Here is a 20,335-nt window from a genome sequence, read left to right on the forward strand (position 1 = left end):
CACGCCTGTGAAACCATTGCTGCAAATAACAAATCTTACCGCCGGAATTGGCCCGGTCGACCTCGTGCGGAATATCACCTGGACCATCCGGCCCGGCGAACACTGGGTCGTTCGTGGTAGTACCGGCAGTGGCAAATCCAGTCTATGCAGTGCCATCACCGGAAAGATGCATGTTCGTCAGGGACAGATTCAATATCCTTATCTAGGCGATAACCCCAGCTTTGATCAGCGCCGGTCCGCCGTGCAGATGGTTTCATTTACCGACACATCCCGACTTTTCAATCCGGTCGAGACGACCCATTATTACCAGCAACGCTATCATGCCTTTGATTCGGAAGGTCATCTCACTGTCCGGGAATACCTGCAGTTGCAGGGACTGGACACGGAAAATCCGGAACATCAGAAAATCTTAACCTCTTTGGGGATCGACCGGTTGCTGGACCGTGAGCAGATCAAGCTGTCCAGCGGTCAGACGCGCAAATTATTACTGGTCAAAGCGCTCTTGCACCAGCCGGCGATCCTGATTCTGGACAATGCCTGCCTGGGTCTTGACGTTGGCTCCGTCCGCGTGTTGTATGATCTGCTGGAAGAAGTGATCCGGCATGGATCCATTTCCCTGATCATGACCGAACCCCTGCCCTATGTTCCCGGCTTCATCACCCACGAACTGATCCTCCATGAAGGAACCCGGGTAGATCATTACCCTGACCCGCCCCAGATTCCGGAAGAATCTCAGACTGCCATCAATACACTGATCCGTCATTTTCAATCCACAAAGTTTTCCAAGCAACCGGAATCTATGGTGAGACTGGAGGACATCCACGTCAACTATCTGGATGCCAGTATTTTGAAGCGATTTAACTGGAAGGTATTGCCCGGAGAAAAATGGGCGCTGCAGGGTCCCAACGGAGTTGGCAAATCTACCTTATTGGCATTGATCTACGCCGATCATCCGCAAGTCTATAGCAATAATGTGTATCTGTTTGGCCAGCGCCGGGGAAGAGGAGATACCATCTGGGAAGTCAAAAAACGCATCGGCTTCAGTTCACCGGAATTACATGCCTATTTCCACAGCAAAGCGTCCGCGCTGGACGTCATCCTGACCGGCCTGGAGGACCGCTTCCAACTACTTCATCCACCACCAAAAGAAGCCCGTCAGGTCGCCCTGGTCCTTTTAATTCATGTTGGGAAATCTGAACTTGCCGACCGGCCTTTCCCTACCCTTTCGACCGGAGAACAGCGGCTCGTTTTGTTTCTCCGGGCACTGATCAAAGCCCCAGAAATGTTGCTGCTTGATGAGCCTTACCAGGGCCTGGATGATGTGCTGATCCAGAAGTGTAATCAGTTGATTGAGTCCGTTTTGACGGATCGGCATACATTGATCTTTATCACCCACCGGAAGGAAGAAATACCAGCAAACGTGACCTATCAATTGAATCTCACTGAAACCTGAAATAGGTTTGAAATGAACCTCCAACCCTTTGATTGCAGCCTTTGGCATGGCTATATACCCCATTACAAAGCCTTTGCAAAAATGCGAATCCTTAACCTGCTGCTGATAAACAAGTATTGAAAAATCAGCACATTAGATGAATTAAAATAATAATACCAGTGTATTTGTTATCTTGACCAGCGTACCGGTTACAGAATTCTCCCGGATTCGCAACCAGTGCACAGTAATTAATAACTCCAAAGACGATGACCAATAACATCCTGACTGTCTTACGGCAGCCTGGCCATAGGCTATTTGTTACTCTTTTTTTCTGCTTTTATATTTATTCCCTGCAGGCGCAATCCGAACTGGAGGGCCTTGGCTATCCATTGATCTCCAAGATCGAAATCGAGGGTCTGGATGAGTTGCCTTACTTTTCTTCACTCACCCAGGATGACCGTGGTGTCATGTATTTCGGAACCACCCTGGGTATCCTCGAGTACGATGGGGTGACCTGGCAGAAAATCAAGATTACGGATGGAGACCTTCAGCAGGTGACTGGAATAGCAAGCGACAATCATGGGAGGATCTATTATGCTGGTCGTGGTGTGCTTGGCTATTTATCCCGTGGTGAATCCGGGGTTGCGGAACCCCATTCGCTCCTGGATAAAGTCCCGGTCCGAAACCGGAAGTTTTATATATCCTCTGCGAGCTATCTGAATAACAGCATTTATTTTGTCACAGATTCGTGTTTGTTGCGCTGGAGTGAAGGCCAGGACTCCATGGAAGTATGGCCCGGAGCTAACTTTCGCAGCCCGCTGGAAATCGAAAATCGCTTCATCGTGCGGCAACAGGATGTCGGCCTGCTTGAGATGACCGGCAGCCAACTGAAATTCATGCCTGGCAGTGAACAATTTGGCACTGAACGTACAAACGCAATCCTGCCGTTGGGTAATGGCGAACTTTTGGTTGGTAGTACGGAGAATCGCTTTTATACATACGATGGACGGCAATTTACTCCTTTCCCTACCGAGATTGACGGCATTCTTGCGGAACATGCTATGACCCGTTGTGCCGTTTTACTCAATGGCCACTTTGCCATTGGTACACGAGGAGCCGGGGTGTTTATTATTGATCAGTCCGGGCATCTGCTCTTTCATGTGGATCGTAAAGCGGGCATCGAATCAGACGATATCCGTGGATTGTTTCTGGATAAAAATGGAGCGCTCTGGATCCTGCATCAAAACTCGGTATCGAAAATTGAGACCACTTCTCCTCTTACTTATTACGATGACCGCATGGGCATTGAAGGCGTTGTCTATGATGCGTCTTCGATCGGTGATGAAATGTATGTCGGTGGAATTGTATCCGGATATTTTTTTGATCCGGATAGCAAGCGTTTTGAATCCATTCCCGGTCTGAATAACATGGTTCCGCAAATCCAGACCTTTAATAATCAAGTATTGGTCGGCAGTTCACTTGGACTGTACAAGGCCCAGAACAATAAAGCAATTCCCATTCGCAAGAGCATTGCTGATAATTTTTACGTCCAACAGTTGTTACCCAGCAATTTCGATTCGACCTTATTGTTTGTTGCCCTCGCCGAGAATATTGTCACCATGCGTTTCAAAGCAGATGGAAGCTTGCAGCTTGAAAATTACCTCTTACCGGCAAAAAAGTCCGTCCTCTGTATGGCGGAGGAGAAGCCGGGGACCATCTGGTTCAGCGATGCGGTGACTGGAACCGACCGTCTGGTCTTTCCGGATTGGCCGTCGGTAAAAAATGTTCAGGTAACCCATTACGGACCAGACCAGGGATTTGCCGAGGAAGGCCAGATCATTGAAGTGAACGGCCTCCTCTACGGGCAGTCTCAATCAGCCGGATTTTCCAAATATCATCCGGAGGTGGACCGCTTTCTGCCGGACAGCACATTCGGAGTTAATGCGACTTATCTCTTCGCCGGTAAAAATGGCAACGTCTATGCTGACGTCAAGAACACCCGCGGTATTGCGAAATGCACACCCAATGGTGATGGAACTTATACGATCGACGCAGACCCGTTTGGCCCGATCAACAACGCAGAAGTTTGGAATGTCTACCCCGACCCAAATGGTAAAACCGTCTGGATTTGTACGACAGATGGCTTGATCCGCTACGACCCCACCATTCCGATTCCAGAGCCATCCTTGTTCCAGGTGATCATTCGGAAAGTAGCCTTACCAGGGGATTCATTGCTGACCTTCGGCCAGTCACCCAGCATCGGCTATCAGTCCAATCAATTGTCTTTCGAATACGCGGCTCCTTTTTATGTCCGTCCAAAACGCATAAAATATCAGACATGGCTCGAAGGATTTGAAAAGGAATGGACCGATTGGAATTTGCGGACCGACCGCGAGTTTACCAGCCTGCCTCCCGGTCCCTACACGTTTCATGTCCGGGCGCAGAATATTTACAATCAGGTGACCGAAGAATCTACGTATTCGTTTACCATTTTGTCCCCCTGGTACAGTACCTGGTGGGCTATTGCCCTTTACATTTTGGCAGTTGGTCTGTGTATTTGGGCCTTTCTCAGTTGGCGGACACGCAATCTGCGCTCACAGCGTGAAAAGCTGGAAAATACCGTATCTGAACGCACCAAAGAACTGGAGTTGCGTGTCGAAGAGCTTGCGATCATCAACCAGGTCAGTCAGGCCCTGGCCACCCAGCTGGATTCCGATTCTTTGATTCAGATGGTTGGCAATCAGTTGCAGGACTTATTCCATGCCAACATTGTTTATGTGGCATTGCTCGACAAAAGCACTAATATCATCAATTTCCCCTATGGCTATGGAGACACCTTCCCACCTCTTCCATTGGGCCAGGGACTCACCTCCCAAATCATCATTTCCGGAGATCCCCTCTTACTGAATCAGGATGTGGATAGTAATTACGATGCATTGGGGATTAAGAAAATCGGTAAAATAGCAGCTTCCTATCTGGGCGTCCCCATCCCGGTCGGTAAGGAGATGATCGGTGTTCTCAGTGTACAGAGTACCCAACAAACCAACCGGTTTAACGAATCCGACAAGAATTTGCTCAGCACCATCGCCGCAGGCGTAGGCGTGGCCATTCATAATGCAGCCCTTTACGATGAAGCACAGCAGGCACGTGCTGATGCCGAGCGCGCCAATGAAGCCAAGAGTTCTTTCCTTTCCACCGTCAGCCATGAGCTCAGGACGCCGCTGACATCCGTTCTCGGTTTTGCAAAAATTGTCAAAAAACGGTTGGAAGAGCGCGTTTTTCCGGCCCTGGATCAGACCGATCCTAAAATGTCCCGTGTCGTCGAGCAGGTGGGTAAAAACATGGACGTTATCACCAGCGAGGGGGAACGCCTCACCCAGCTGATCAATGATGTCCTCGACCTCGCCAAAATCGAAGCCGGAAAAATCGAATGGCATATGGAACCCTGCCGCGTGGATTCCATCCTGAACCGCGCGTTGGAAGCCACTCATTCCCTGGTGGAACAAAAAAAGCTTCGTGTCCAGAAAAACATTTCCCAAGAACTGCCTGTGGTAATGGCAGATCACAATAAACTGATCCAGGTCGTAATCAACCTGCTCTCCAATGCGGTCAAATTTACCCCAAAAGGAAGCATTACGCTGAACGCAAAACAGGAAGGGGACCATCTGGTTATCAGTGTGACAGACACCGGAATCGGTATTGCACCCGAAGACCAGCCCAAAGTATTTGAAAAATTCAAACAGGTTGGCGACACCTTAACCGATAAGCCACAGGGCACGGGATTGGGCTTGCCGATTTGCAAAGAAATCATCGAACATCACGGCGGGCGACTGTGGTTGGAAAGTGAAACCGGAAAAGGAAGTACCTTCTACTTCTCCATCCCGGTCACCGAGGAAGCGAAGACCAGTATACCACCTATGGAACTGGAAGCCCTGATGAAGCAACTGAAGGAACGCATCGATCAGTCGGCGCTTAAATCCATGCCCAATGTCAACACCGTTTTGATCGTCGATGACGACCCTTCCATCCGGGGGCTGCTGGTACAGGAACTCGGAGAAGCCGGATACCAGGTGAGGGAAGCCGAAAATGGCAAGGAAGCTCTGGAGAAAATCCGGCAGCAGAAGCCGGACCTGGTATTGCTCGATGTCATGATGCCGGAAATGAATGGCTTTGATGTAGCCGCGATCTTAAAAAACGACCCGGTTACCATGAACATACCGATCATTATCCTCTCCATCGTACAGGACAAAGAGCGCGGAATGCGGATCGGCGTCGATAAATACCTGACCAAACCATTTGAAACCGAACAGCTGATCCACGAGGTCAATGCCCTCCTGGAACAAGGCCATTCACGCAAGAAAATTATGGTGGTGGATGAAAATACCACCACCGTCAAAACCCTATCCGATGTACTGCAGGCCCGTGGCTATCAGGTGGTCGAATCCAATGGATCCGAATTACTAGAGAAAGCCAAATCCATCCTTCCGGATGTGATCATCCTGCGTTCCGCTTCCGGTGAGCAACAGGACATTGTCAAATCCCTGCGCTTTGAAAAAGGGATGGAACACGTCGTCTTCCTGGTCTACCAATAAACCAAAACCATATAACCACAAAACCATAACACCATAAAACCACAAAACCACATGCCACGTAAACTCCTGATTGCCGATGATGAAGTACACATACGAATGTTGCTGGAGCAGACGCTCGAAGACCTCGAGGATGAAGGGATCGAGTTATTGCAGGCACGCAATGGTGAGGAAGCCATAGAGATCATCCAGGCGGAACATCCGCAATTGGTTTTCCTGGATTACAACATGCCTAAGATGACCGGAGTGGACGTCTGCCACCGGATCAAAAAAGAACTGGGGATGACGGATATCTATATCGTACTGCTGACCGGGAAGGGACAGGATACGGATCGCAAGGAAGGCCTGTCAGCCGGGGCAGACCGCTACCTGACCAAACCTTTCGACCCGGGGGCTGTGCTCTCTCTGGCCGGAGAAATATTTGACCTCTAATTGATCGTGATGGAAAAGAAACTATTGATCGTTGATGACGAAGCCCACATCCGGATGTTGCTGGAACAAACGCTGGAAGAACTCGAAGATGAAGGCGTGACCATCCTGCAGGCTACCAACGGCCAGGAAGCCCTGGATATCATCAAAAGTGAAACACCAAATCTGGTCTTCCTGGATGTCATGATGCCACTGATGAATGGCCTGGATGTGTGCCGTAAGGTGAAGAAAGAATTAAACCTCGACCAGGTCTACATTGTCCTGCTGACAGCTAAAGGCCAGGAGATGGACCGGCAGCTAGGGATGGATGTTGGCGCCGACAAATACATGACGAAGCCCTTCGACCCGGATGCGCTATTTGATCTGGCCACCGAGGTATTGAACGTTTAATCCACCGAATGATGGCCGGCATCCAGCTCCGACAATTACTGAATAAACGCAAACAAACCGCCAGGCAACTGGAGCAGTTGATCATCGAATTAAATGTCGATGTGCACATTCGCGACATGCAGGGTGAGTGGGTGTGGGGAAATCCCCAGGCAGATGACGCCCACAATGAAGCTATTATAGCGGGTGGTGAAACCCTGGGCTGGTTATACGGAAATGGACAAACCAGTCTGCTCTCCGGTCTTATTGGCCATCTGGCAGAGAAAGAATCGGAAAAAAAACTGATCGGTGCGGAGGTACTGGACCTCTACCGGGAAATCAATCTGATCTATAATTTTTCGGAAAAGCTGGCAAGCGCACTGGACGCCAGGACGATTGCATCCACCGCACTGGATGAAGTATTGCAACTGATCGAAGCGGACAGTGCCATGGTGATCTTTCTTCCGGAAGGCACCGAAGATCCCGGCATCCTTGCCACGGCAGGAGAAGCGCTGTTCCAGGAAGGTGATACGATCAGACAGGCCGAGGTACTCGAATTCCTAAACAGCGGGCAGGCAAATATCCGCAATCAATTTAAAGGCCCGTTGGGCCAAAGCATTATTCCCGTTGAAGCACTGCTTTATGCCCCGATGAAGGTCAAACACCGGGTCCTCGGCATGATCCTGCTCTCCCACACCCTACCCTTTGAATACAAGGCTTCCCACCTGAAATTACTGACCAATATCGCCCTTCAATCCGCTTCGGCGATCGAGAGTGCCCTATTGTTCCAAAAACGCATCCAGGAGGCTCAGGAACGGGAGGAGGCTATCCGCAAGATCCATGAGGTCACCACCCGCTTTGTTCCCTATGAGTTTATCAGTGCCCTGGGGCGGGAAAACCTGACCGAGGTCGTCCTGGGAGATCAGATCGAGCGGGAAGTCACGGTCTTTTTCAGTGACATCCGGGATTACACCACCCTATCCGAAAGCATGACACCGGAGGAGAATTTCCGGTTTGTCAATGCCTTCAACCGCCGCGTGGGGCCGCGCATTTATCATAACAACGGATTCATCAATCAGTACCTCGGTGATGGCATTATGGCTATTTTCCCGGGCACGCCGGCAGAAGCCCTGGCTGCTTCCGTTGAAATTCAGCAGAACGTCCGCCAGTATAACATCGAGCGGGCAGAAGCCGGACGCAAACCCATTGCCATCGGCATTGGCCTGCATACAGGCCCCTTGATCATGGGCATCACCGGAGATCACCAGCGCATGGAAGCAACCACCATAGCGGATACCGTTAACACGGCTTCCCGCATCGAAAGCCTGACAAAATATTTCGGAGCCAAAATCCTCCTCAGCGGTGAAAGCCTAAACAAAATAAAAGCCGTTCCAAACAGTCCTGATTTCGGATTGCGCTACCTGGGACAGGTACAGGTAAAAGGAAAATACGAACCTGTAGCCATCTTTGAATGTTTTGACGGCGATTCGGATAAGCAGGTTAAATGGAAGTCTGAAACCCAATCCTTATTCGCAGAAGCCATGGACAACTACCTGATCCAGGACTTCAACACCTCCCGGCGGTTATTACAGGAACTGCTGAGTAAAAATCCTCATGACCTCCCGGCTCAACTGCTACTCAAACGGATCCATAACCATCAGCAGAACGGCCTTCCGGAGGACTGGAGTGGTGTGGAGATCATGCAATCCAAATGACCCTTACCGCAGAAACCTGATTCGGTCAGATAATTGAAATAAAAAAAAGCATCAGCCTCAGCGTACTGAAGCTTGATGCTTGTCCATCGTGTAACCTTAAAACAATATTTTATTCTACCGTACGCCCTTTAGCCACGTAGGTTTTGTTTTCGATGCGTCGCAACTCTTTCACATCGAACATAAGCTGAGCCAGCGCACTGGTATTGTCGGTATAAAATTTCTCACCACCATAGGTGATGACACCCTGGTATTTTTTCCAGTCGGAGGCGAGCAATGTATAATGTTCACCGTATTTCGGATTGGGGCCAAACATCAGATAGCGCTCTGAGTCTTTGGCGTCGAAGGAGATCGCAAAACGGTCTTCCTTAGGCATCATAACCAGGACGCCGGGTGTTCCCCGCGGGATGACGATTTCCTCGCGCTTCTTACCGTCAACCACTTTGACCGCTCCTTCTGAGATCTCGACATTGCCGCCTTGTGCGGTCTGGTACAGCACGATGTCGCGCGAATTATAAAACTGGATCTTTTTGAGATCTCCCTCTTTAAAGTCGTAGGTCTGGTAAAAATCCTCTGTGAAAGGACGCAAACTCGGCCCGCAAGCTGCCAATGTCATAGCAACGCCGGCCATTAATATCCATCGTGTACGTGTCATCGTATTTCGCTTTATTTTGTAACTCCTAAACTATAGTATCAGGTTCGTCCTGTAAACCCGGAATCCACTGATTAACCCTACTTTAACCGCGATTCTTAATTGCTTGTTAATGGGTTTCTCCAGCGGTTAATCCGATAACACATGCTCTGAAGCTGGTCACAAAATTTTTCCTGCAATGAATTTAATTCTACCCGGTAATTTCGCGCTGCAAACCTCCAAAATGGCTTTGTGAAAATGTATGAAAGCACTCTCCACGCTGATACTCCTGACCTTCTCCAACACCTTCATGACACTGGCCTGGTACGGGCACCTGAAGTTCCGGGAAATGAAATGGTTTGAGCATGCCGGCATCTGGGTGATCATCCTCGTCAGCTGGGGCATTGCTTTCTTTGAATATTGCCTCCAGGTACCTGCCAACCGCATCGGATATCAGGGCATGGGCGGCCCGTTCACCCTGATCCAATTAAAGGTGATCCAGGAGGTCATCACACTGGTTGTTTTCACCCTGTTCACACTGCTGGTCTTTCGCACCGAGTCGTTTCGCATCAACCACCTTTATGCATTCATCTGCCTGATCCTGGCGGTCTACTTCACCTTTAAGAAGTGATGGTCCTAACGAGCGACGTAATCCGTCCTGCACAACCCGGCAGACAGCATCGGCACTCTGCGAGATGCCTCGCTGTGACAACTGGTGTCCTAGCGAGCGAGGCACGAACGACGCATTCCTTAACACTATTCTCCAGCAAAACTGTCATTCCGAACAGATTTGCATCGCAAATCGTCGTGAGGAATCCCTTATTACCGGCATTGCAGCAGTTGCGATGAGACTCCAGCATCGTTTCTGATGTTCAGGAACTGGGTTTCCATCACCAGATTCCAGGCATACCCGCTTCTCCAGCAAATCTGTCATTGCGAGCAAGGTACGAGCGATGCAATCTGTCCTGCACAACCCCAGCAGACAGCATCAGCACTCTGCGAGATGCCTCGCTGTGACAACTGGTGTCCTAGCGAGTGAGGTACGAACGACGCATTCCTCAACACTATTCTCCAGCAAAACTGTCATTCCGAACAGATTTGAATCGCAAATCGTCGTGAGGAATCCCTTATTACCGGCATAGCAGCATATGCGATGAGACTCCAGCATCGTTTCTGACGTTCAGGAAGCTGGGTTTCCATCACCAGATTCCAGGCATACCCGCTTCTCCAGCAAACCTGTCATTGCGAGCAAGGTACGAGCAATGCAATCCGTCATCCACAACCCCAACGGACAGCGTCGTCGCTCTGCAAGGCTCCTCGCTGTGACAACTAGCGTCATTGCGAGTGAGGTACGAACGACGCATTCCTTAACACTATTCTCCAGCAAAACTGTCATTCCGAACAGATTTGTATCGCAAATCGTCGTGAGGAATCCCTTATTACCGGCATTGCAGCATATGCGATGAGACTCCAGCATCGTTTCTGATGTTCAGGAAGTTGGGTTTCCATCACCAGATTCCAGGCATACCCGCTTCTTCAGCAAATCTGTCATTACGAGCGAGGTACGAGCAATGCAATCCGTCATCCACAACCCCGTCAGACAACGTCGTTGCTCTACGAGATGCCTCGCTGTGACAACCAGTGTCCTAGCGAGTGAGGTACGAACGACGCATTCCTTAACACTATTCTCCAGCAAAACTGTCATTGCGAGCGAGGAACGAGCGACGCAATCCGTCCTGCACAACCCCGGAAGACTGCTTCGTCGCTTTGCGAGATACTTCGCTGTGACAACCAGTGTCCTAGCGAGTGAAGTACGAACGACGCATTCCTTAACACTATTCTCCAGCAAATCTGTCATTCCGAACAGATTTGCATCGCAAATCGTCGTGAGGAATCCCTTATTACCGCCAAAGCAGCATATGCGATGAGACTCCAGCATCGTTTCTGAGGTTCAGGAAGCTGGGTTTCCATCACCAGATTCCAGGCATACCCGCTACACTAGCAAATCAGTGATTAGAGCCGAAACGTGAGCGACGCAATCCGTTATGCACAACCCCGACAGACAGCTTCGGCACTCTGCGTGATGCCTCGTTGTGACAACTTTCGAGCGAGGTACGAGCGATGCATTCCGTTTTACACCACCATCACAATTGAAAACAAAAAAAGGCCACAGAAATTCTGCGGCCCAATCTAAAGTGTTGTTGAAAATGAAAATCTAACTATTCAATACGCTTAATTCTCAACCACTTACGATCATAATTACAGGTTAACATCAGTGCTTTCCAATCCTGGTTCTTTCGATAGAAGGAATGCAACCAAAAACCATGACTTAGTCCCGAAGACAAACCAAGGCCAAGGAGGTCACTATTCAGTGGAACGGTCGTGCTTATTTTAACTTGGAGAGGGCCCGCTTCTCTTTAAAGAAATCCTGCAGCAACGCACGGCACTGCTCTTCCATCAAGCCCATCTCGATCTTGGTCTGCGGGTGCAGCAATTCTTTTCCGTAGCGCATAAATCCCTCTTTATCGTCGCTGGCGCCGAACACCAGCCGGTCCAGCTGAGCCCATTTCAGAGCACCGGCGCACATCACGCAGGGCTCCAGGGTGACATACAGCGTACAATCAGTGAGGTATTTGCTGCCCAGGAATTCTGCGGCTGTGGTCAGGGCCAGGATCTCGGCATGGGCGGTCACATCCTGCAATGCTTCTGTCCGGTTATAGGCCCGGGCAATGATCTGATTTTGGCTGACAACGATGGCTCCTACCGGGATCTCATCCGCTTCGGCAGCCAGCTGTGCCTGCTGCAAAGCCAGCTTCATGAAGTGTTCGTCGGAAAATACGGTGAAGTTCATGCGGCAAAATTACGTAAGATCGGTGGATGAGAAGGGGATTTAGGATTTAAGATTAAATGATTTAAGAATTGAGATTTAGGATTTGAGATTTAGGATTTGAGATTTAGGATTTGAGATTTAGGATTTGAGATTTAGGATTTGAGATTTAGGATTTGAGATTTAGGATTTGAGATTTAGGATTTGAGATTTAGGATTTGAGATTTAGGATTTGAGATTTAGGATTTGAGATTTAGGATTTGAGATTTAGGATTTGAGATTTAAGATTTAAGATTAAATGTCTCGTCCTGGAAATAGTTGACAGATTAAGAGATGATTTAAAAATAATACTATCCATGGTAAGGTTCAATGATATTTATGCAGCATGAACTGATGCTGGAGTTTGGTAATTGAGCCTTAAATGGAATCGTACATAATTGTAGCGGTAAATGGCGTCTTTTACAGCATTTACAGCAACCTTTTTTGATGCGAATTCCTGATCGAGATAGAATTCTTTCTTGAGAATACCATTTACTCTTTCAGCCATTGCGTTTTCATAACAGTTTCCTTTGGCAGCCATACTGATCTGAACGTTGTTACTATTCAACAAGCGGGTATAAGCATGACTACAGTATTGAATGCCCCGGTCCGAGTGGTGAATCAATGGTAACGTTGAAGATCGTTGTGCCAAAGCCATTTTCAAAGCCCGTAAACAGCCGTGTAATTCCAGGCTATCACTGATGTCGTATCCGACGATTTTGCGCGAATATGCATCCGTAATCAGAGCCAGGTACATGAACCCGGCACGTGTACTGATATAGGTAATGTCGCTGACCCACACTTCATTGGATCGTTGTGCTTTTATTTCTTTGATCAGATTACTATAGACGTGAAAACGATGCAACGAATTCGTCGTTCGCACATAGTTCTTGCGCCATTTTACGCCCAGGTCATATTTGCGTAGTAGCTCAAACAACGTATCTCTACCCAGTTTGATGCCTGATTCCATCAGTACAGGTTGGATGCGCTTAAGCATTTTTCGGCCTCCTTCTTCTGTAAGCTTTTGTCGACACTGCACAATTTTATCCACAATCACTTCCTCCTGGATTTGTTTCTTGCCAAGCCGTTGTAGCCCTTGGTAGTAACCTTGCCGGCTCAACCCAAATCGTCTGCTTACTTGTTCTACGGTTGGTTGTTTCCCCGTGCCAAGCGAGTTCCGTAGAACTATTGCTTTTTCGACTCCTTGGCATCTCGCTTTTTTGCCAACTCGTCCGAATTGGCATAGCCTAAGCGCTGTGCAGCATATTCATTTAAGCCTGCATGGTACAAGTAATCAAGCTGGGTCTTTACCAAGGCTTTTTCCAACTCCTTCACTTTGGCTTCTAACTCTTTGATTCGATTGAGATCTTCTGGCATTTCAATACGTATTCGACGGTTTAATAAGTCTGGCTGTTCGTATTTGTTGATCCAATTTAATAACGAACCTGCTGCAATTCCATATTTGTGAACCAGCTCATTTTTATTGTACTTCCCGGTGCGTAGCTCATGCAATACATGTAATTTAAAGCTCTCACTATAACGGCGATATCCTTTTGAATACTTCAATTTGACAACTTCCATCGTTTTTGTTTTGTTGTCAACTTATTTCAGGACTTTACATGGAGATTGGAGGATGTCCTGAAGTTATAACTTGCTACACAACCCACCCCTGTTTGATTTTAGATTCATTGATTTTAGATTTTAGGTTTCAAGTGGTCCGGATGCTTTGGCGTCCTGATGCCCTGACGCACCACATCACCATAAACCACAAAACCATAAAACCACAAAACCATATCATCCCACAAAACCGTCAACAACCTTTTCATCAATCGAATCCAAATTCCTATCTTTGCACATGGAAACAAAAAATAACGGCTTACCGAAGGAAATTGTCGAAGCGCTCACATTTGATGATGTCCTGTTAATTCCCTCTTATTCAGATGTTTTACCGCGTGAAGTGGATATATCCACCCAGCTGACGACCGACATACGGCTCAATGTACCGATCGTATCGGCGGCCATGGATACCGTCACTGAAGAAAAGCTGGCCATCGCAATCGCCCGTGAAGGAGGTATCGGTATCATTCACAAGAATATGTCCATCCAGAAGCACGCCGAGCAAGTCCGCTCTGTCAAACGGTCGGAAAGCGGCATGATCAAGGACCCGGTCACCCTCGATAAGGAGGCCAAACTGGTGGATGCCCTGCAGTTGATGCAGCGGTTCAAAATCGGTGGCATCCCCGTCGTGGACGCAGACAATCACCTGATCGGCATCCTCACCAACCGGGATATTCGCTTCGAGACCGATCTGGGACGGCCCGTATCCGAACTGATGACGATAAACAATCTCGTCACTGCACCAGTGGGCACGGATCTCCAGCAGGCACAAGCCATCCTGCAGCGATACAAGATTGAAAAACTACCGGTAGTCAACGATGAGAACAAGCTCGTAGGGCTCATCACCTATAAAGATATCCTCAAGTTGGAGAGTTATCCCAATTCCTGTAAAGACACCCTTGGCCGCCTCGTCGTAGGAGCTGCATTAGGTGTGGCGAAAGATACCATGGAGCGTCTGGAGGCCCTGATCGAGGTCGACGTGGATGTCATTGTGATCGACACCGCACACGGGCACTCACAGGGCGTACTGAACACCATCAAGGAAGTGCGGAAAAAGTACCCGGACCTGCAGATCATCGGCGGAAACATCGGTACCGGTGAAGGAGCCCTAGCGCTCGTAGATGCCGGAGTAAATGCCGTCAAAGTGGGTATCGGCCCCGGCAGCATATGCACTACCCGGATCGTGACCGGAGTGGGAGTACCACAGCTTTACGCCATCATGTCGGTGGCTCAGGCATTGCAGGGTACGGGCATCCCGGTGATCGGGGATGGAGGTATCCGCTATACCGGCGATATTGCCAAAGCGATTGCCTCCGGTGCTGATACGATCATGGCCGGATCGCTTTTTGCCGGCGTCGAGGAAGCGCCCGGAGAGACCGTCATTTTCGAAGGTCGTAAATTCAAGATCTACCGCGGCATGGGTTCCCTGGGTGCCATGCAGATGGGCTCCAAGGACCGGTACTTTCAGGATGTGGAAGACGACATCAAAAAGCTGGTACCGGAAGGCATCGAAGGCCGCGTACCGTTTAAAGGTACACTCTCGGAAGTCATGGTACAATATACCGGTGGACTGCGGGCAAGCATGGGCTATTGCGGAGCACCCACCATCCCTAAATTGCAGCAGGCACGCCTGGTGAAGATCTCCTCAGCCGGTGTCTCTGAAAGTCATCCGCACAACATTACCATCACCAAAGAGGCTCCCAACTACAGCAGGCGTTGATGACAAGGCTCACTGCATCCTTTTATTTGCGTGATGATGTCGTGGCAATTGCTCAGGAACTGCTGGGAACGATATTGGTCACGGAATGGGAAGGAGTCCGCACCACAGCGCGCATCGTCGAAACAGAAGCCTACCGTGGGCCGGAGGACAAAGCCAGCCATGCCTACAACAACCGCCGCACTGCCAGGACCGAAGTGATGTTCGGGCCGGGAGGTCATGCCTACGTCTACCTCTGCTACGGCATTCACCATCTTTTCAACGTGGTTACCGGACCTGCTGAAATACCTCATGCCGTTCTGGTCCGCGCTGTGGAGCCCCTGGTAGGTATCGATATCATGATGGCCCGCCGCCAGCGTACGCAACCAAAGAAGTTAACATCCGGCCCGGGGCTGGTGGGTCAGGCTCTGGGGCTTTCCACCATCCACTCCGGACTTGCACTGACAACCGGTGACAGCATCTGGATTGAGGCGCAAGGACTGGAAAAAGACGAGGCCATTGTTTCCTCCCCGCGGATTGGGGTCGATTATGCCGGAGAATGCGCTACCTGGCCCTGGCGATTTTACCTGGCTGGCAATCCATGGGTAAGTGGCAAAAAGAACGTCTGAAATCTTTTAATCACAATGGTTTGAAACTGTACAGATAGGGCGCCTTATGGGCTTTGCCGGTAAAGCGCTTCTCATGACGTATCAATCGGTCCGACGCCAATAATTTGCGCTGAAAAGCCGATCGATGCAACTTGGTGCCCAGGATCGCCTCGTAAACATTTTGAAGTTCCTGCATCGTAAAGCGTTCCGGTAACAGGTTACCCCCGATCAGTTTATAGTCGAGGTTCATCCGCAACGTCTCCAGGGCTTTGCTAACGATCGTGCCGTGGTCCAGGATCAACGGGGGAAGCTGGTTGACGGCATACCATTCACAGGAATCCGACAAAACATCGGGCTGCGGCACCACATCATTGTAATTAATCAGTGCGTAATAGGCTACAGAGATAAATCGCTCCAGCAACCATTCCCAACCGGTAGAATCTATTTCATTGGCCTGAATGATGCGGGCCATAACCTCCGGCTGAAAACGGGCCACATCGCCAAAGGTGTAAAACTGTTCCAGGTAGATGTTATCCAGACCCGTGCGTTCATGTAGTCCGCGTTTAACCGCATCATTCAGATTTTCATCAGAGCGAACAAACCCACCGGGCAATGCAAACATGCCGGTATTGTGGTACTCCATGATCAAGATCTTCAGGGTTTCCCCGGAAAAACCAAATACTACTGAGTCGTATGCAATGTGATTTAAGTATTCTGTTGCCATCTGCTGTATCCTCCGGACATCCTCATCATTGAAAATCCAAAGATAGAATAGGAAATACAGAAAAAAGGAATTATTATTGTAACATTATGTGACAATAACCAAAATTGAACTATGCAAAGATGGAATTTTATGGTTGTGCTCCTGTTGGGTGTCCTGACACTGAACGCACAATCCAATGATGCATTTGCAGTACGGGTCACCACCGACAAAGGGGTGATTGAAGGAAATTATGAGGTCAAAACCGGTCTGCAGCAATATTTCGGGATTCCTTACGCCAAACCACCGGTGTACGACCTGCGGTGGAAAGCACCCCAGCCCATGGATCCGTGGGATGGCGTGAAAACAACGAAAAAATTTGGTCCCCGCGCTGTCCAGGCAGCCGTCTTTGGCGACATGGATTTCCGTTCCGATGGCATCAGTGAAGATTGCCTGTACCTCAATGTATGGACCCCGGCCAAGCACAACACCACGGGCCTGCCGGTACTGGTCTACTTCTACGGAGGAGGTAATGTGGCTGGTGACGGCTCCGAACCTCGCTACGATGGAGCCAGCATGGCACAGAAAGGGATGGTCGTAGTTACGGTGAATTACCGGCTGAATATTTTCGGCTTCTATGCACATCCCGGATTGAGTGCTGAAGCGCCTTACCATGCTTCGGGAAATTATGGCTTACTGGACCAGCAAGCCAGCCTGCAGTGGGTTCACGATAACATTGCGGCCTTCGGTGGAGATCCTGGTCATGTCACCATTGCCGGGGAATCAGCCGGATCGATCGGTGTCAGTATGCAGATGGCTTCTCCTTTAACCAAAGGTCTTATTGCCGGCGCCATCGGCGAAAGCGGTGCCGGGATCAATCCTACCATGTCTCCGGTACCATTGTCTGATGCTGAGAAGGCCGGAGAAGAATTTGCCCAGAAAGCAGGCTATACCATCGAACAACTACGGGCCATGAGCACAAGGGAAATTTATGAGATCTACCAGGAATCAAGACGCTTTGGATTTCCTGCCGTGCTGGACGGGTATTTTCTGCCCAAGTCCTTACCGGAGATCTTTAATGCCGGTGAACAGTCGAAAGTGCCGCTTCTGGTAGGCTGGAATTCCTCGGAAATTCCAGGAATGGCCTTCATGCAGGGTCAACCATATACCAAAGAAGCTTACCAGCAAAAGGTCAAAGAAGCGTATCCCAACGATTACGCAGAAGTCCTGAAATTATATCCCGACAAAGATGCCGGCACCATCGAATGGTCGGCAACGGCGCTGGCCAGTGACCGCTTCATCGCCTATTCGACCTGGAAATGGTTTGACCTGGCCCGCAAAAACAGCTCACAACCGGTGTTCCGATATCTCTACAGCAGAAAACGTCCTCCACTGGTCGATCAGAACCTGGCCTCAGGGCTGGCCGGAGGCACTGTAAGACGTGATGCCAATACACCGCCCCCGCCACAGCCGATCGGAGCGCCGCATGCCTGTGAGATCGAATATTGCATGGGTAACCTTCCATTGGTTACGGACTACGCCTGGACCGCAGACGATTATACCGTATCGAAAACCATGCAGCAGTATTTCGCCAATTTCATCATGCACGGTGATCCGAACGGTGAAGGACTGCCGGAATGGCCTGCCGCAGATGCTCAGTCCACCACTCCTCCGGTGATGATCATCGATGTGACCAGCCATGCCGTAAAAGCGGATAACGACGCACGGTATCAGTTTCTTGATAAGCAGTACAAGAACAATAAGTAATTCCATAAACGGGTGATCACCAGGTCATTTTCCTGGCCTGGTGGTCACACCTCCTACCCTATTGCTGCCTGAAGTTTTCTATCTTCCCCAAAAATTTGCTTTATGGACCTGAATAAGGTTCGCATCGTATGTTTTGATGCTGATGACACTCTCTGGGCCAATGAGCCCTATTACCAGGATGTGGAACAAAAATTTTGTGCCATGCTGGAAAACTACCTGCCCCAGCACACCACCGCCCAGGAATTATTCCGTACGGAAATGCAAAATCTCCCACTTTACGGTTATGGCATCAAGGCATTTATGCTGAGCATGATCGAAACCGCCCTGCGCATTACGGAACATCAGGCACCACCTTCGCTGATCGCCAAGATCATCGAGTCTGGTAAGACCATGCTGGACCAGCCCATCGAACTATTTGCCGGGGTAACGCAGGTTTTGGAGACCCTGAGTCCGAAATACCGGCTGGTGATCGCCACCAAGGGTGATCTGCTGGACCAGGAAAGAAAATTAAGAAAATCAGGGATCGCCAGCTACTTTCATCATGTGGAGATCATGAGTGATAAAAAGGAAGCCGATTACCATAAATTGATCCGGCATCTGGACTGCCAGCCCGAAGAGTTCGTCATGGTGGGCAACTCCCTGAAGTCCGATATCCTGCCGGTACTATCGATCGGCGGGCACGGTATTCATATACCTTATCATCTGACCTGGGCGCATGAAGTGATTCAGGACCCGGTGGAACATGAGCGCCTGCTCACCCTGGATTCCATCGAGCAGATCACCCAATATTTCCCCAATGAGAAGCAAGATTGACCTCGAATCCTGGCCACGAAAGGCGCATTTCGATTTTTTCAAATCATTCACCGAACCATTCTTCGGCGTGACCGTCGTCGTGGACTGTACAGAAACATATGAACAAGCGAAGTCAGCAGGACATTCCTTTTACCTTTCCTACCTGCATAAGGCTCTTGTTGCTGCTAACGAGATCGAAGCTTTTCGGCTCCGAATTCATGAAGAATCGGTCTGGCTGTACGACCGCATCCATGCAGCACCGACCGTCGACCGTCCGGATCACACCTTTGGATATGGTTACCTGGATTACCATGCTGACTTTGCTGACTTTGTGAAGGAAGCGCTACCGCGGATCGAGGAAGTCCGACGGTCCACCTCGCTATTGCCTTCTGCATCGGGAGACAATGTGATCCATTTTTCCTCCGTACCCTGGATCCGCTTTACCGGTTTATCCCATGCACGGCCACTTACTTTTCCAGACAGTATCCCCAAGATCACCTTCGGTAAAATGGAAAAAAGAGATGGACGCTATACCATGCCATTGTCGGTTCATGTACACCATGGATTAGCCGATGGCTATCAGGTAGGCCAATATATTGACCGGTATCAAACGTTGCTTTCGACCTAACTGAAAAAAAATTATCGGTTTACATATTAACTTTTTCCTACTTGGCGTTGTTACTACCGGAAATCGTTTTTATCCAAGATGCAGCAATCCCTTCGGACAATCCTATTATTGGCGATGATCTCTTTTGCATTGCCGAAACATGAAGTAAAGGTTGAAATACCTTTCAATTATGAAGAAGCCGGCAAAGCGTCTTACTATGCCGATGCTTTGGAAGGTAACCTGACTGCCAGTGGCCAGGTTTTCTCCCAGAATGAACTTACTGCTGCACACCGTACCTTGCCGCTCGGCACCAAGGTATTGGTCTTCCGGCCAAAAACCGGACAATCGGTATGGGTCACCATCAATGACCGGGGTCCCTATGTCAAGAGTCGCATCATCGATCTCAGCCGGAAAGCAGCAGAAGCTCTGGGCCTGGTCCATAAGGGTGTAGGTCAGGTGGTGATCAAAGCTTACCTGGAACCGGTACAGCCCTGATCGGAACGATATTCTCTTCTACGGTTAT

The 20,335-nt window shown here is 49.5% G+C and carries 17 protein-coding genes; 12 read left to right on the plus strand and 5 right to left on the minus strand.

Annotated elements, in window-relative coordinates; genetic code table 11:
* Positions 1-7: 7 nt before the first annotated feature.
* The 5 genes from H6570_11460 to H6570_11480 all read left to right on the plus strand — a co-directional run bounded on the left by H6570_11460 (position 8) and on the right by H6570_11480 (position 8,531).
* On the plus strand, positions 8-1,453 hold the full coding sequence (locus H6570_11460) for an ATP-binding cassette domain-containing protein (GenBank protein MCB9319894.1): 1,446 nt from the start codon (positions 8-10) through the stop codon (positions 1,451-1,453).
* A 245-nt stretch (positions 1,454-1,698) separates the two neighbouring features.
* Positions 1,699-6,024 carry a response regulator gene (locus tag H6570_11465; GenBank protein ID MCB9319895.1) on the plus strand — a complete coding sequence of 1,442 codons (4,326 nt, stop codon included), beginning with the start codon at positions 1,699-1,701 and terminating at the stop codon, positions 6,022-6,024.
* A 51-nt stretch (positions 6,025-6,075) separates the two neighbouring features.
* Complete coding sequence (locus H6570_11470; GenBank protein ID MCB9319896.1) at positions 6,076-6,453, plus strand: response regulator; 378 nt, start codon at positions 6,076-6,078, stop codon at positions 6,451-6,453.
* Between the two features lie 9 nt (positions 6,454-6,462).
* On the plus strand, positions 6,463-6,840 hold the full coding sequence (locus H6570_11475; protein MCB9319897.1) for a response regulator: 378 nt from the start codon (positions 6,463-6,465) through the stop codon (positions 6,838-6,840).
* An 8-nt stretch (positions 6,841-6,848) separates the two neighbouring features.
* A complete protein-coding gene (locus H6570_11480) occupies positions 6,849-8,531 on the plus strand; it encodes a GAF domain-containing protein (GenBank protein MCB9319898.1) in 1,683 nt (560 codons plus the stop codon).
* A gap of 109 nt (positions 8,532-8,640) precedes the next feature.
* Here H6570_11480 and H6570_11485 read toward each other — a convergent pair whose 3' ends face one another.
* A complete protein-coding gene (locus H6570_11485; GenBank protein ID MCB9319899.1) occupies positions 8,641-9,183 on the minus strand; it encodes a hypothetical protein in 543 nt (180 codons plus the stop codon).
* 238 nt (positions 9,184-9,421) lie between these two features.
* Here H6570_11485 and H6570_11490 point away from each other — a divergent pair, with 238 nt between their 5' ends.
* Positions 9,422-9,790: a DMT family protein gene (locus H6570_11490; GenBank protein ID MCB9319900.1), complete on the plus strand. Its 369-nt coding sequence runs from the start codon at positions 9,422-9,424 to the stop codon at positions 9,788-9,790.
* 1,755 nt (positions 9,791-11,545) lie between these two features.
* Here the strand turns inward: H6570_11490 and H6570_11495 are convergent.
* From H6570_11495 to H6570_11505, 3 genes are all read right to left on the minus strand, one after another.
* A complete protein-coding gene (locus H6570_11495; GenBank protein ID MCB9319901.1) occupies positions 11,546-12,010 on the minus strand; it encodes a nucleoside deaminase in 465 nt (154 codons plus the stop codon).
* Between the two features lie 352 nt (positions 12,011-12,362).
* Positions 12,363-13,145 (minus strand): IS3 family transposase, encoded by a 783-nt coding sequence (locus H6570_11500; GenBank protein MCB9319902.1) that lies wholly within the window; start codon positions 13,143-13,145, stop codon positions 12,363-12,365.
* A gap of 65 nt (positions 13,146-13,210) precedes the next feature.
* Positions 13,211-13,606, minus strand: a complete 396-nt coding sequence (locus tag H6570_11505; GenBank protein ID MCB9319903.1) for a transposase — start codon at positions 13,604-13,606, stop codon at positions 13,211-13,213.
* A 274-nt stretch (positions 13,607-13,880) separates the two neighbouring features.
* On the opposite strand from H6570_11505, the gene guaB reads away from it, so the two are divergent.
* Both guaB and H6570_11515 read left to right on the plus strand, forming a co-directional pair.
* The gene (gene guaB, locus H6570_11510; GenBank protein ID MCB9319904.1) at positions 13,881-15,362 is read left to right on the plus strand and encodes an IMP dehydrogenase; all 1,482 of its coding nucleotides are present in this window, start codon (positions 13,881-13,883) and stop codon (positions 15,360-15,362) included.
* The gene (locus tag H6570_11515) at positions 15,362-15,967 is read left to right on the plus strand and encodes a DNA-3-methyladenine glycosylase (protein ID MCB9319905.1); all 606 of its coding nucleotides are present in this window, start codon (positions 15,362-15,364) and stop codon (positions 15,965-15,967) included. The genes guaB and H6570_11515 overlap by 1 nt, the downstream gene beginning before the upstream one ends.
* A gap of 10 nt (positions 15,968-15,977) precedes the next feature.
* Here the strand turns inward: H6570_11515 and H6570_11520 are convergent, their stop codons facing one another.
* Positions 15,978-16,670 carry an NUDIX hydrolase gene (locus tag H6570_11520; protein MCB9319906.1) on the minus strand — a complete coding sequence of 231 codons (693 nt, stop codon included), beginning with the start codon at positions 16,668-16,670 and terminating at the stop codon, positions 15,978-15,980.
* A gap of 111 nt (positions 16,671-16,781) precedes the next feature.
* Here H6570_11520 and H6570_11525 point away from each other — a divergent pair, with 111 nt between their 5' ends.
* From H6570_11525 to H6570_11540, 4 genes are all read left to right on the plus strand, one after another.
* Positions 16,782-18,413 carry a carboxylesterase family protein gene (locus H6570_11525; GenBank protein ID MCB9319907.1) on the plus strand — a complete coding sequence of 544 codons (1,632 nt, stop codon included), beginning with the start codon at positions 16,782-16,784 and terminating at the stop codon, positions 18,411-18,413.
* 102 nt (positions 18,414-18,515) lie between these two features.
* Positions 18,516-19,226, plus strand: a complete 711-nt coding sequence (locus tag H6570_11530) for an HAD family hydrolase (GenBank protein MCB9319908.1) — start codon at positions 18,516-18,518, stop codon at positions 19,224-19,226.
* A complete protein-coding gene (locus H6570_11535; GenBank protein ID MCB9319909.1) occupies positions 19,210-19,833 on the plus strand; it encodes a chloramphenicol acetyltransferase in 624 nt (207 codons plus the stop codon). Before H6570_11530 ends, H6570_11535 begins: the two co-directional genes overlap by 17 nt.
* A 114-nt stretch (positions 19,834-19,947) precedes the next feature.
* Positions 19,948-20,307 carry a septal ring lytic transglycosylase RlpA family protein gene (locus tag H6570_11540; protein ID MCB9319910.1) on the plus strand — a complete coding sequence of 120 codons (360 nt, stop codon included), beginning with the start codon at positions 19,948-19,950 and terminating at the stop codon, positions 20,305-20,307.
* Positions 20,308-20,335 lie beyond the last annotated feature (28 nt).

Source organism: Lewinellaceae bacterium (genome assembly GCA_020636135.1).
Taxonomy (GTDB): Bacteria; Bacteroidota; Bacteroidia; order Chitinophagales; family Saprospiraceae; genus JAGQXC01.

Excerpts from the sequence above, each read along its gene's own strand:
- guaB (MCB9319904.1), top strand. The coding sequence starts at position 13,881 with ATGGAAACAAAAAATAACGGCTTACCGAAGGAAATTGTCGAAGCGCTC.
- H6570_11470 (MCB9319896.1), top strand. The coding sequence starts at position 6,076 with ATGCCACGTAAACTCCTGATTGCCGATGATGAAGTACACATACGAATG.
- H6570_11535 (MCB9319909.1), top strand. The coding sequence starts at position 19,210 with ATGAGAAGCAAGATTGACCTCGAATCCTGGCCACGAAAGGCGCATTTC.
- H6570_11485 (MCB9319899.1), bottom strand. The coding sequence starts at position 9,183 with ATGACACGTACACGATGGATATTAATGGCCGGCGTTGCTATGACATTG.
- H6570_11480 (MCB9319898.1), top strand. The coding sequence starts at position 6,849 with ATGATGGCCGGCATCCAGCTCCGACAATTACTGAATAAACGCAAACAA.
- H6570_11530 (MCB9319908.1), top strand. The coding sequence starts at position 18,516 with ATGGACCTGAATAAGGTTCGCATCGTATGTTTTGATGCTGATGACACT.
- H6570_11475 (MCB9319897.1), top strand. The coding sequence starts at position 6,463 with ATGGAAAAGAAACTATTGATCGTTGATGACGAAGCCCACATCCGGATG.
- H6570_11495 (MCB9319901.1), bottom strand. The coding sequence starts at position 12,010 with ATGAACTTCACCGTATTTTCCGACGAACACTTCATGAAGCTGGCTTTG.
- H6570_11540 (MCB9319910.1), top strand. The coding sequence starts at position 19,948 with ATGATCTCTTTTGCATTGCCGAAACATGAAGTAAAGGTTGAAATACCT.
- H6570_11520 (MCB9319906.1), bottom strand. The coding sequence starts at position 16,670 with ATGGCAACAGAATACTTAAATCACATTGCATACGACTCAGTAGTATTT.
- H6570_11515 (MCB9319905.1), top strand. The coding sequence starts at position 15,362 with ATGACAAGGCTCACTGCATCCTTTTATTTGCGTGATGATGTCGTGGCA.
- H6570_11505 (MCB9319903.1), bottom strand. The coding sequence starts at position 13,606 with ATGGAAGTTGTCAAATTGAAGTATTCAAAAGGATATCGCCGTTATAGT.
- H6570_11490 (MCB9319900.1), top strand. The coding sequence starts at position 9,422 with ATGAAAGCACTCTCCACGCTGATACTCCTGACCTTCTCCAACACCTTC.
- H6570_11525 (MCB9319907.1), top strand. The coding sequence starts at position 16,782 with ATGCAAAGATGGAATTTTATGGTTGTGCTCCTGTTGGGTGTCCTGACA.
- H6570_11465 (MCB9319895.1), top strand. The coding sequence starts at position 1,699 with ATGACCAATAACATCCTGACTGTCTTACGGCAGCCTGGCCATAGGCTA.